The following is a 12,860-nucleotide window of genomic DNA, read 5'->3' as shown; positions in this document are numbered from 1 at the left end:
GATCTTTCCGCCAACCTCCCCCGGATCCCGGGCGTGTCGGAGGTTGTCGCAATCGACATTTTGCCGCAACTCCGGCACCTAATCTTGCGTACATCGATGTGCTTTCCGTCCTCGATGGAGGCTGCTGGGCTCGGTGTAGCTGTCTCACCTCCCGTCCGGTAGTCGCCGACATGCCGATGTGGAAATTGTCGCTCACCGGGTCGGCTCCGGCAAGGGAAACGGTTGGTACGAGTGGGTGTCCCGGTCGAACGAAAAGACCGTCCACCGCCCCGGATCCGGTGCCGCCAGACGGGCACCCAACGCCAGCGAGATCGCCACCGAGCCGCTGAGGAACACCGCGTACCGGCCGGTGCGGGCCGCACTCGGCAACGCGGCGGCCAGCCACTCCCGGCGGGCCTGCTCCACCACCCCGGTATAGGTGGCCGCGTCCTCGGCCAGCAACGAACCCGCGCTGCGCAGCACCAGCAGGTGACCGATGCCGTGCAGTCGGCAGGTCTCCCGTACCGGATCGGCGAACTGGCGCCCGAAACCCTGCAGATCCAGCGCGAGCGCCGCCTGCGACGGATCCCCGCCCGCGACGGTCTCCAAGCTTGCCGACAGCGGAGCCGCCGCCGACTCGGTGGCCCGCAACGCCGTCGCCGCGAAATACGGGGGAGACCCGTCGGCCTGGCGGACGGCGTGGACCCGCACCTCACGCGAATGGGTGTGACCCAGCCGGGCACCGAACCAGAACGCCAGATGCAGCGGCATCGTCGGGATCAGATTGACCCGGGTCGCCTCCGGCGTCAGCCGCTGCGCCAGCATCAACGCGTTGAACGTCTCATCCGCCAGCTCCTCGACCCGAGACTTGTCCACCGCCGGATCACCGGACAAGGTGACCGCCGTCGCCACCGTCACCGCACACGTCGACCGGCTGAACTTTTCGGCCTGCTGCTCGTACTGCCGGGCCTTGGCCAGCCCGCGCCCGACGTCGCGCGCGGTCACCACGATCCCCACCTGCACCTGCCGGTGCGCCCGCTCCCGCAGCCCGAACCCGGCCACCAGCAGCGCCACCCCGGCCACGCAACCCACCACGAACCACCACCGGCCGGCCGCCTCACCGACCATCACCGACTTGGCCGCCTCGACACCGAACCCGCCGGCCAGCGCGCCGCCGACCGCCACCGCCGCCGTCCCGTCCGACAACGCCGCCCGCAGCCCGCCCGCCCAGCCGCCCCGGTCACCGCCAGACCCGCCGCCGACCCGGCCCGCTCGGCCCGCCCGGCTGCCACCGGTGGCCGAGCCGAACACCGTCAGCCCCGGTCCGTCCCAGCGATCGTCCGTCACCGTGCCATCATCGACGCCGACCGCGCCACTGTGGAACCCACCGCCGGGACACGCCGATGATCGGATTCCCGACATAGCGGGACGGGCCGCTGACTCGCTGGTAACGTCGGCCGGCTCGACGTCATCATCGAATAGTGATCGGGATAGGACGGACCGTGTCCCCTCGCGCTGTCTACCTGCTACACGCCGTCGGCCACGCCGACCTGGGCGTACCACCGCCGGACAAGACCGGCGCCAGCGAGCTGCTCGCCCAGCTCGGCCACCTGTCACCCGAGGACGACCGCGTCGCGGAGATTCTGCTGCTGCGTACCCCGGCACAGACCGCCGGCGACGCCGCGCCGCTCGCCGCCGCGCTCGCCGCACTGCGGACCGACACCGCCGAGGCCGACCCGGCCGGCGGCGTCGCCGTACACCTGGTGCTGGTCAGCACCGCGCATGTCCACCCGATCGCGGCCGCGATCGCCGCCGCCCTCGGCTCCCGACCCGACCTGTACGGCGGACCCGTCGCCGCCGTCACGATCGCCGAGGCAGCCAGCCTCGACGAAGCCGACATCGCCGCCAGCGTCACCCGCGTCCTCGACGACCGCACCGACACCGGCACCGCCGCCGGGGCCGGCCCCGACCGGGCGTACGTCGTCTGGGGCAGCGGCGCCACCCAGTCCGCCCTCGGCGCGCTCGACGCCGTCATCGCCTCCGGGCTTCCCTGGTCGCTGATCCGCATCGGGCCGACCACCGCACCCCGGCATGCCGTCTACGACCCCACCGCCGACCTGCCCGTCGACCCAGTCGTGCCGCTGCTGCGCCGCTGGCGCTACCACGACCTGCTCCGCGACCTCGCCGACAGCGGCCAACTCGCCCTCACCGCCGAGCAGCGGCGGATCATCGACGACGAAGCCGACCAGTACGGCCAGGCGTACACCGCGCCGACCGCCGACCGGGTCCGCGCCGCGATGGCCGCCGCGTTGATGCGCGGCGACGGCAGCAGCGGGTTCGCGGTCCGCGTCTACGTCGTCTACCGCTACCAGGAGATGCGCGAACACGACGGCAGCCCGGTCGACCTGCTCGACTGGGCGCGGCGGCGCAACGGGCGGCGGATCGCCACCCTCGGCGAGATGCTGCGGACCGTCCGCGAGGAAAAGCAGGACCCTGACGTGCTCGCCGCCAAAGCCGCCCCCAGCGGCCAGTGGCTCACCTTCCCGGTCGTGGAGCAGCTCAACGAGATGGGCAAGGCCAGCGCCCACGAACTTGCGCCGCCGCAGCCGGAGATGCTCGCCGCGCTGCGCGAACACCTCGCCGCGTACGACGCCACCCGCCCCGACGCCTCGCCGGCCCCGCCCGGACTCGGGCCGGTGACCCTGGTGCCCGGCGACACCGTCTGCTACCTCACCGTCCTCGGTGACCCGCCCCGCGACGGCAGCGCGTTCATCGTCGAACAGGTCGCGGCGGCCGCCGTCGACCGCGACCGGCGTGACGACCTCGACCCGGCGGTCCGCACCTACCTCGGGGTGCCGGCCGGCCATCCGGTGCCGGTGCGGGCCATCGTCCTCGGCACCGCGTCACGCACCTACCCGCACGCCGAGGCGGTCGCCGGCCGGCTGCGGGCCGCCGGGCACACCGCCGTCGCCGCCCCGGTCGCCGACGTCGGCACCGCCGCCGACGACCCGGCCGCCTTCACCGAGCAGACCGCCGCCGAGCTGCTGCGCCGGCATCTCGGCGAGGACGTCGGGGCGATCGTGCTGATCCCCACCGGCCCGAAGGAACACGTGCTGACGGTGCTCGCCGCCGCGCAGCGGGCCGCCGCCGTCCGGGGCGTCCCGCTGTTCCTGCGGCAACTCGTCACCGGCGACTGGGACGTGCTCACCGCCGGCACCCACCGGCTGCCGCTGCGGTTCGGCACCGACCAGGCCATCCTCACCGCCGCCGGCCACGCCCTGGACATCGCCGAACTCGACACCGCCGCCCGGCTGCTCGGCACCCTCGCCGGGGGAGCGCCGCTGAGCGCCCGCGCGTTGGGCCTGTCCGACGCGCTGCGCTGCGCCAGGGCGCGGCTGCGCAGCTGGCCGGCGCAGGTCCAGGCGACGGCCACCGCCACCGAGGATCTCACCATCCGGATGATCGCCGAACGGATCGACGTGTGGGCGGCGCTGCCCGGCGTCGACACCGACACCGCCACCGGGATGCGCGCCGTCGTCGGCGCCTGCGCCAGCTTCGAGCACTCCCTGGACAATGAGCAGCTCAAGGCCGGGGTCCGGCTGAAGTTGCTGCGGCCGATGTTCGAGGTCCGCAACCGGTTGACGATCACCCATGGCGGCGGCCCGTTCGACGCGAGGGCGCTGGCCAACCTGATCCGGCAGCGGTCCCAGGAGGCGCAGCACACCGTGAGCGGTCTGCTCACCGCGATGGCCGGCGCGGTCCGGGACGTACTCGGTGACCGGCCCGGCGACGGCCCCCGGCTGGTCGACCTGCTCGACGGGCTGCGCACCGACGTACGGCGGCTGCGCGACGCCGAACAGGCCCGCCGGTCGCGCGACGCCGCCCAGTCAGGACGGGCCGGGGCCGGGCTCCGGTAGCGGGACCTCCACCGGAGCCCGGCGGCCTGTGCGCCGGCTCCCGCTCAGCGACGTCGGTCGTCGCGACCGTTGCGCCGGCCGCCGTCATGGCGGCGGCCGTGCCTGTTGTGGCCGTTGGCTGGTCCACCCGGCTGGCGACCGCGTGGACCCGGCCGGTTGCCAGTCGGATCTCCTGGCCGTCGGTCGGTCGGGTCGTACGGCAGCGGTAGCGAACCTGGATCGGACAGCTCGCCCAGGGACAGCCGCCGGCCGTAGACCGACCCCGGCCGGTTGCCGACCTTGTCGTTGGCCACCCACCAGTCGTAGGTGGTGTTACGGGGTGCGGCCGGCACGCCCGGCGGTGAGCGGTCCGCCATGCGCGGGTAGTGCACCGGGGCGCCGACGAACCCGTACGCGGCGTTGAGGAACTCCTCCCGCACCTGCGGCAGGTGCTCCCGCAGCAGGTCGTCGTATTCGACGACGAGCCGGCGGGCCGCGGTCAGGTCCGGGTCGGCCGTTGGGGGAGCCAGCGATAGGCTGCGGTAGCGGTCCGACAGCCGGTCGCCGGTGAACAACCGGGTGTCGTCCCAGTTGATCTCGACCCGTACCGCGCCGAACCCCAACGGTTTGCCCAGCCCCAGTTTGAGGCAGGCGCTGTCGGGCAGCGACAGTAGCCACAGCAGGGCCCCCAACTCGGTGCCGGTGAGATTGTCGACCTGGATGCTGAGGCAGAAGCTGGTCTGCGGCTTCACCCAGCTCGACACCGACGTAGTGACCTCGGCGTTGTCGTTCGCGTCGGCGTCCGCCGGTGGGCGGACGTACTCCCGGAAGCGGGGCCGTCCGTCGACCGGCAGCGGTTCCGGCCGGCCGCCCGCGACCGGCGGTGTCCAGTATGGAGGTGAAGCCGATTCGTTCTCCAGCACCTCGGCGTGGGTGAGGTAGACCTTGCGACCCCGAACCCGCCGGATGCCTTCGCGGTCCGGGTAGCCGTGCTCGGCGCGCCTTGCTGGACCTTCCAACGGTGCGCCGTCGGCGTCACCCAGGTAGAACAGAAACTGCGCCGGTTTCGGCCCGTTCAGGGTGACCAGCTTCAGCGGTCTGGCCAACTGTTGGATCCGGTCTTTTCCGGGCACCCCGGTACCGTCTGGTGGCAGCACCCGTAGATGCCCCCGATGGGCGCCGGTAGCGGTGCCAGTGTCGTCGTCGCCTTGGCGGACCCAACCGAACACCCGGTCGGCGGGGGAGAGCGCGGTCCGCTTCACCGCCGGCCGGTGCGTGTCCGGAAGGCTGGCCGACGGTGCACCGGGGAACGGCACCCGACCGATCATCGCTGGATACAACCCGATCGGCGTACCCCGGTCCAGCTCGACGTAGAGCGTGTCACCGACATGCAGCGACCGCCACCGCTTCGCGTCCCACACGTAGCTGCCGTAGTTGCCCTTCAGGTTGCGCTCCGACTCGTGGGCACGCTGGTAGGAGTCGATCACTGCCCGCCAGCCGTCGACCAGACCCTTGCTGACCGTCCGGGTCGTGGACCGGAGCGTGGCCGGGCCGGTGATGACCTTCGTGACCACGAACCGCTCGAACCTCTTGCGTGCGCCGCCCGCCGGGAAGGTGCTGCCGGTGGCGTGCAGCCGGCCCCGGACCCGCACCAGCGGATGGTCGGTGACGACCAGTCCGGTGTTGCGGCTGTTGCGCCCCCGCCTGGCCGCCTCCGCGGCTCGCTGTCTCGCCCGGTCGCGTTCGTCCCTGCGGTCGGCGTCGCGACGCAGAAGTGCCGTCGACTCGTCGCACAGTTGACCTGGTCGGGCGTACATCGCGACCCGCCATAGCGGAAAGACACCGAGCGTGGCGAAGTAGATCCACGCCTCGAACTCGGGGCTGCGCGCCGATGCCTGCTCACCGGCGGCACCATGGCCGACCCGGCCGCTGCACCCGCCGGTGCACTCGCACGGCAGCTCCCGGGGCACCCACACGGCGGTCTGCACCGGCTTTCTCAACTGTTCGCCCTGCCAGTCCCGGGGATCCAGGGAGGTGACCAGACGTACCTCGGCGCCGCCTTCGCTGTTGACCTTCGTCACCACGGCGGGCCGTGCCCGCAGCGCGTGATCGGTGGTCGCCCGGATCGCCAACTGCTGGTCGTGGCCGGTGAACACGCCGAACCGGGAGTTGGTGATCGCCTCGTACGCCGACCGCAGCGCTCCTTTGACCGCCGAGCCGGCCAGCTGCGGCCGGCCGGCGTGGTCGACCCGTACCGGCAGCGGCGCGTCGGGGCGGTCGCCGTCGGCCGCGCGCCGCCCGTGGTCCGGGATCAACATCGGGGTACGGGTGGTGACCCGCATCCCGATCGTGCCGGTCCACCGGTCCAGGTCGTAGCGATCGTGGCCGGCGGGCGGCGCGTCGGCCAACTCCGTCGGCAGGTTCTCACGGTCCGGGATGGACACGAAGCCGTACGGATTGAGGAAGTGCCCATCCGTATCGTCCAACTTGATCGGACCGGCGGCGTCGATCGGCAGGCGCTGGTCACTCATCGGGCTTTTCCTCCTGGTCCGCGTTGGGGTGTGGGCTGGCGGTCAGCCCGACAAGCCGTTCGTCGACCACGGCGACGTTGCCGTGCCGGTCCTCCTCGACGTACTCGACGACCCGCAGCCACACGAGATGGCCGTCGGCGGGAGCCGGGCCGTCGACCGGCACGTGCAGCACCCCGATCCGGGCGTCGTGCAACGCCACCCAGCCCGCCCCGGGAGCCGGGCCGACGACCGCGCCCCACAGCAGCCGCTGATGTTCCGCCAGCCCGTCGCCACCGACACCGGTCGCGGAGCCGGACCCACCGGAGACGTGCCGCCAGCGCAGCTCCTCGGCGGCGGTGAACGCCCGCAGCTCGAACACCCCAATCAGGTCCAGTGCCGCCCCGTCGGGGCCGGTCGGCACCCCGTCGACGCCGAACCGGAACCAGCGCACGTCGGCCGGCCGGTAGCAGAACCCGACCCCCGCCGTACCGCCGCTGGCGAAGTCCTTCAGGGCCGGGCCGACCGGGCCGTGCCCCCGGTCAGCGACGACCCTTCCGACGGTGCTCATCCGTGCCCTCCTGCCGTCGCCAGCCACGCCGCCGTCAACGGCGCGGTCACCTCGTCGTCGGTCAACACGTCGGCCAACGACCGGCCGTCCAGCGTGGTGCACCAGCCGGCCCGTGGGCCGACCCGGAACGTCACCGCGGCCGGGTCGACCCGGACCCCGCCTGAGCCGCGGGTGGTGCCGTGGCCGAAGCCGATCCAGCCGTCGCAGAGGTCCCGCAGCACCAGCAGCAGCAACGCCACCGCCGCCCGTCGGTCGTCGTCGGCGGTGGCGCTGGTCGTCGTCGGATCCTGGTCGAGCCGGTCCATCGCCAGGTCGAGCGTGATCGGCTGCCACGCTCCCGCGCCCGCGTCGGTGGCATGCGGCTGGACCGTCGCGAACAGCAACGAGTCGGCCGCGCCGCCGGTCCAGCGGTCCACCGCCACGTGATGGGCGATGATGAACCGGATCCCGTCGATGGTGTCGTTCAGCTCGTCGACCGCGCGTTGCAGCGTGCCCAACGCGGCCCGTACCTGATCGGCCGTGCGTCCCGGCCCGTCGTCGCCGGGTGGATCGGAGCCGTCGTCGTCAGGCGGCTGGGATCCGTCGTGGTCGACGGTGTCGGCGAGACGTCGCTGCAGCAGCCGGACCGCCTCCCACTGGGCTGCTGGCATAGCGGCGGTGCTGACGCAGGTGGATACCTGCAGGGCACCCCGCCGGCCGGCCGGCAGCGTCGGATCGTCGCTGGCGCGGGCGGCGGCGGTGCCGAACAGCGCCGCCACCGGCCCCAGCCCGTCGGCCCGCATTTGATCGAGAAACTTCTCCGGGGTGGGAGCACCGGTCACCGTACGGGTGATCCGTTCGGCGTGGCTGCGCAGCACCCCCTTGATCGAGCTGCCCGGCAGCTCCAGGCGGGTGTGCTCCCCGTCGCGTCCGGTCAGCGGGAACGCGCTGACCACGTCACCGTCCGAACTGACCTGCACCGCCAGCGGCCCGCGCGGACGCCACGGTACGACGATCCGCAGCACCCCGGGCGGCACCTCGTCCGGGTCGGCGGCCGGCAGGTCGACCGGCTCCCCGCCGGTACGCAGCGCGGCGAGCATGCCGGCCCGGCTGGCCAGATCCGATTCTCGCAGTACGGCGTTGACCAGCCGGACCAGACCGAGCCCACGGGTGACGGCCGCGCCGACGCTGATCCCCGGGCCGCGTAACCGCGCCGCGACGGCGTCGACCAGATCCTCCGCCGTGGCGGCGTCGGCGCCCTCCGGCGCGTCGACCACCATCCGGAAGGCGAACCGGGTGCCGGCGGCCAGCACCTCGCGGCTGAACAGATGCCCCCGGGCGGCCACCCCGTGCACCCGGTCGATCGACACGTGGTCGCGTACCTCGACGTACGGCGTGCCAACGGCGGGGGCGTCGTCGACCCGGACCCAGGAAGCTTCTCCGCCGGTGCCGTCACGCTCCGGCGGCAGCCCCCACAATCGATGGTCGGGTACGCCGTCGGCGCGCAGCGCGGAGCGGATCACCCCGGCCAGCGCGGTGCCCGGCAGCAGTGGCCGGTCCGCGCCGTCGCGGGCCTGGACCAGCTGCGCCGGTCCGGCGTCCAGGCCGCCGATGTGCAGCGGCGCCTGCGTCATCAGGGAGCCGGTCAGCTCCCACCGCCTGATCACTCGGCGACTCATGCCGGCACCCCCTCGTGGTGGTTGGCGGTGGGATGGTCCTGCCCCCGGGTGCTGCGGCGCCGCTCGACGGCGGCCCGGACCACCTCGGCGAGCAGCCAGCCGGCCGCCGGCCGGTGCAGTTCGTCAGCGACGTCGGCAGGCGGACGGACCCCCAGATGAGACCAGAGCACCTCGTCGCCGGATGCCAACCGGTCCAGCAGGTCGAGTCGTTTCGCGCCCCAGGATTCCCGGCGCGGCCGGTTGCGGCGGGTCGCCGCGATCCAGCCGCGCACCTGGGCTGGGTCGTCGCCGGCGGTGAGCCGGTCGGCGAGGGTACGCAGCGCACCGAGCTGCGCCATCGACACGTCCGGCGGCACCAGCAGGTCGCGTAGCGCGTCGTCGGCCACCCGTACGGCCGCGGTCCGGTGCAGTTCCCGCCGCCAGCCGCGACGGACCAGCTCGGTGACCAGCGCCGGCGTGTCGCCAGCGCGCCCGGCGGGCGTGGCCTGACCAGCGCGCGTGTGCGGGTCGGCGGGCGTCCGCCGGCCGGCGGAGCGGGCCTCGTCCGCCGGATCCGTCGCCACCGCGACGGTCGTCCGGTCGAGCAGTACGGGTTGCAGCGCCAACCGGCCGTAGCCTTCGGCGGTGCGTTCCCCGATCCCGGTCGCCTCGATCCGGCGCAACGCCTCCTCGTCGGGGACGCCGATCATGTCGAACCGGACGACGCTGCCGGCCGCCAGCCCGGTCAGCGACGGTCGCGGCATCGACCAGCGGCGCTGCCACGACTCGACCCGGCGGGTGGTGAGGAAACCCACCGGCAGGCGGTCGGGACTGTCGTCGGGCAACGCCAGGTCCACCCGCAGTGCTTCGGCGAGCGTGGCCGCCAGCGCCTGCGGGTCGGTCACCGGCTCACCGGCCGGCCCCCGCAGCAACAGATCCGACAGCAGCCAGACGACCAGTTGCCGGCTGTCGCTCACGGTGCCCCGCGCGACCAGGGCCGGTGTGCCCGGGGCCAGTACGTCGACCCTGACCCGCCCGTAGTCGTCCTTACGGGACCGTCCGATCGCGTGCTCCCCGTCCAGCCAGTCGGTGTCCAGGTCAGCGTCGGCCGGCAACCACAACTCGCAGCGCAGCGCCGTGCCGGCGGCGATCGCCTCGTAGACGAACAGACCGCCGGAGTCCTCGGTTGGCCGTTGCTGTCCGTCGTCGACGACGGCGTGCGCCTGCGTCACCAGGTCCACCTCCGCGATGCGGATGCCACCCGCGCCGTCGGCGACGCAGAAGCCGACCATCGGCCGCAGTCGCTGACTGTCGTCGGCGCGTGGTCGGAGCAGGTTGACCAACTGCTGGTGCTGGTCGGTGTCCTTGGGCCGGTGCAGGGCACGCGGCATCGGCAGCGACCGTTCGCCGGCGATCTCGACGGTGGCGTTGGTGACCACCATCCGGCCGCCGGTGATCAGCTCGGTCGCCTGCCCGCCGAGTGCCTTCGCCGCCATCGGCAGCAGGGAGGTGCCCGGCACGAACCGTTCGGTCAGCACCAGGTTGCCGAGCACCCCTCGGGCCACCAGCAGCGGAGTCAACGCGGTGATCCGCAGATCGTGCCGGTGCACCGGCGGATCGGACGTACGGGCACCCAGGGTCGCGGCGGCTGGGTCGACGACGGCCGACGGCACCACCTCGGCTGGGGACCGGGCATCATCGACCCGTTCCAGCAGCGCATCCAGCGGAGAACCGGCCGGCTGGCCGTCCGCGCCGTCACCGGCGATGGTCACCCGGCAGCGGCCGGCACCCCGACGACGCTTGCCGCCGATCGCGTCAACCAGCCGGGCCGCGGCCCGCAGCAGCAGCTCCGCCTCCCACGGCACCGGCACGTCGACGGCGAGCCCCGGGAAGGTCAGCTGCCAGTCGGCGGTCACCGTCAACCCGACCGCCGCCCGCTCCTCGACGCGCAACGTGTCGTCGGCGGCGGTGTGCCGGTCGACGTCGATCTGCACGCCGGGGCGCAGCAGCACAGCCGCCTCCCGGGCCAGCACCCGGCTGCGTTCGTCGAGTGCGGCGATCGCCGCCCGTACCGGACCGGGCAGGTGCAGCGGCCGCCCCTGCAGGGCCGCCGGGACCGGGCTGATGCGTGGCTGCGGCCGGAACTGCCCTGCGGGGTCGAGGCGCTGCCGCGACGACGCGCCCGGCTGGCTGCCGAACACCGCCTCCACCCAGGCGTACCAGATGCCGTCGGTCGCGCCGTCGTCCAGCCCGACGGCGACGGTCTCCGCCGCGTCGCGCAGCACCGCCGTGAGTGCTTTGCCGCGTAGCATCGGCAACCCGTCGGCGTCGCGCTGCACCTCGCGGTCCACCGCGCCGTGCCGGGACGTGCCGGTGCCGCACGCCCAGTCGCTGAGAAACGTCACCTCGACCGGGAACGGTCGGCCGTTGCGTAGACCGCCGGTGTGGTGGATCGATTCCGGGCCGCCCATCAGGCCGCCACCTCCTGCCGTACCCGTGGGTCGCCGTCGCCGTCGCCGGACCGGCGGGGCTCCCGGCCGGCGTGCGGTGCGGTGCCGGCCGCCATGTCGATCAGGTCGACCGCGCCGAGGATCCGGCTGAACGAGACCGGGCGATCCACCGACGGCTCCGCGACCAGCAAATGTTCGTCCAGGAAGGACCGGGCTGCGGCCGGGTCGGCCGCCCAGACGCTGACCTGGTCGCTGGCCCGGACCGCTTCGGTACGGCCGGTGAGCAGCGCCTGGCGCAACCGGTGCAGGGCACCACGGGCCAGTACGGGCGGGTCGTCCTCGCCGCGCCCGCCGCCCAGCGCCTCGACCACCTCCCGCAGCCGGGTGACGTCGTGCGCCGCAGCCCAGCCACCCGGCTGCGGCGCGCCGATCACCACCGGGCCGGGCCACAGCCGCGACTCGCCCCTGTCGCTGCCGCCATCCTGCACGGTCAGTGGCATCCGGATCCGGTCCAGACTCCGCCCGACCGAGTCGTGCAGCACATGGAAGTCCAGCGCGCCGCAACTGGGATCGACCTGTTTGACCTGCTTGGCGGAACCGCACAACTGCTCGGCCAGCTCGTACGCCTCACTGAACGGGTAGTGCGGTTTGACGTACGCGATCCCGGCGCACGCGGTCAGTCCCGGGTGCCCGACGTCGGTCAGCACCCGCGCGACGACCGGATGCGCGGCGGCGGTCCGCGCGAACTGCTCCACGAAGGTCGCGGTCACCTCGAACGCCGGCCGGGCGTCCATCACGACGGTCACGTCGTCGCCGCCGACGACCAGCGGCAGCAGCCAGCCGGTCCGGTTGGTGACCTGGTCGACGGCGTACCGAAGGGCGGCGACCGTCACCTCGTCGAGCGCCCGGCTGAAAGCACCCAGGTTGTCCAGGAACTCCCGGCCGGCGTAGGAGTCGGCGATGCTGCGGAACACACCGCCGATGCCGTTGCCGTCGGCGTGCATCACCGCCACCCAGCCGGCGTGGCTCACCCCGTCGGCCAGCTTGGCGGCGTCAACGACCGCCTCGTTGCCGAGTTTCCCAGCCATCCGGTCCCGGCCTGCGTTGCGTCGCCGCCAGGCCGCGTCGACGCTGGCCGCCCTCGGGTAGGGGGTGCCACCTTCCTCGCCCATCGCGGTCGACGGCTGCCCCGAGTAGTGGCAGGGCCGGGTGAACGGCAGCGTCGGGTGCCGCAGCAGCGGCGACGGGCGGCGGCTGCGCCACGCCGCCTGCCGCTGGTACGCCCGAGTCAGCGCCGGGCCCAGGTCGGCGTCGTCGGCGACCGGGTCCGGGCCCGGGTCCGGGCCTGGGTCCACCGTGCCCCAGATTTCCAGGCCGGGTGCCTCGTCGAGAGCACGGCGGGTCACCGCCCGGATGACCCTCCTGCCGGCGTCCTCGTCGTCGGCGAGCAGCAGCGCTTTGCCGGAGGCGGCCACCACGATCTCGACGACGGGTTCCGTACGCTCATCGTTGATTTTGTCGACGGCGGTCCTCACCCACTCGGTGCCGCTCCGGAAGATCAATTCGCTGGCTCCGACGTTCACCGCTTGTTTGTTGCTGGCGAACACGTACGCCTGATTGGCTCCGGTCTCTATCGCCACCCAGTGCCGGCTCTTGCCGCTCGCTGGAGATGGGCTGCTCATCCGTTCCCCTCTGTCATTCCGGTGCCTGTACTTAAGACACGGACGGACAGGCGGACCGTGGATGCCGGCCCACCGCTGCGCCGAGGGCAGCCGGCAAACATATCCGACCCGACTGGCCAGCCGCACCGAACCGGTAGA

7 protein-coding genes are annotated in these 12,860 nt (G+C 73.2%); 1 reads left to right on the top strand and 6 read right to left on the bottom strand.

The genetic code is table 11. From position 1 onward, the window contains the following. Window positions 1-192: 192 nt before the first annotated feature. The gene (locus ACFHWT_RS21175; RefSeq protein WP_416596398.1) at window positions 193-1,326 is read right to left on the bottom strand and encodes an SAVED domain-containing protein; all 1,134 of its coding nucleotides are present in this window, start codon (window positions 1,324-1,326) and stop codon (window positions 193-195) included. A 155-nt stretch (window positions 1,327-1,481) separates the two neighbouring features. On the opposite strand from ACFHWT_RS21175, the gene ACFHWT_RS21170 reads away from it, so the two are divergent. After that, window positions 1,482-3,896 carry a hypothetical protein gene (locus ACFHWT_RS21170; protein WP_416596397.1) on the top strand — a complete coding sequence of 805 codons (2,415 nt, stop codon included), beginning with the start codon at window positions 1,482-1,484 and terminating at the stop codon, window positions 3,894-3,896. A gap of 44 nt (window positions 3,897-3,940) precedes the next feature. On the opposite strand, the gene ACFHWT_RS21165 is transcribed toward ACFHWT_RS21170, so the two are convergent. The 5 genes from ACFHWT_RS21165 to ACFHWT_RS21145 are packed head-to-tail and all read right to left on the bottom strand — an operon-like array spanning window position 3,941 to window position 12,722. Beyond that, on the bottom strand, window positions 3,941-6,406 hold the full coding sequence (locus ACFHWT_RS21165; RefSeq protein WP_416596396.1) for a TIGR03986 family CRISPR-associated RAMP protein: 2,466 nt from the start codon (window positions 6,404-6,406) through the stop codon (window positions 3,941-3,943). Continuing rightward, window positions 6,399-6,953, bottom strand: a complete 555-nt coding sequence (csx19, locus tag ACFHWT_RS21160) for a CRISPR-associated protein Csx19 (RefSeq protein WP_416596395.1) — start codon at window positions 6,951-6,953, stop codon at window positions 6,399-6,401. Before csx19 ends, ACFHWT_RS21165 begins: the two co-directional genes overlap by 8 nt. Then, entirely contained in the window at window positions 6,950-8,611 is a 1,662-nt protein-coding gene (locus tag ACFHWT_RS21155) for an RAMP superfamily CRISPR-associated protein (protein WP_416596394.1), read from the bottom strand. The genes csx19 and ACFHWT_RS21155 overlap by 4 nt, the downstream gene beginning before the upstream one ends. Next, window positions 8,608-11,061, bottom strand: coding sequence for an RAMP superfamily CRISPR-associated protein (locus ACFHWT_RS21150; protein ID WP_416596393.1), 2,454 nt, complete (start codon window positions 11,059-11,061; stop codon window positions 8,608-8,610). Before ACFHWT_RS21150 ends, ACFHWT_RS21155 begins: the two co-directional genes overlap by 4 nt. Beyond that, the gene (locus tag ACFHWT_RS21145) at window positions 11,061-12,722 is read right to left on the bottom strand and encodes a Cas10/Cmr2 second palm domain-containing protein (protein WP_416596392.1); all 1,662 of its coding nucleotides are present in this window, start codon (window positions 12,720-12,722) and stop codon (window positions 11,061-11,063) included. Before ACFHWT_RS21145 ends, ACFHWT_RS21150 begins: the two co-directional genes overlap by 1 nt. Between the last annotated feature and the right edge of the window lie 138 nt (window positions 12,723-12,860).

This window comes from Micromonospora sp. LOL_021 (assembly GCF_048060215.1).
Taxonomy (GTDB): Bacteria; Actinomycetota; Actinomycetes; order Mycobacteriales; family Micromonosporaceae; genus Micromonospora_E.
This window is presented reverse-complemented; position numbering and strand designations above follow the sequence as displayed.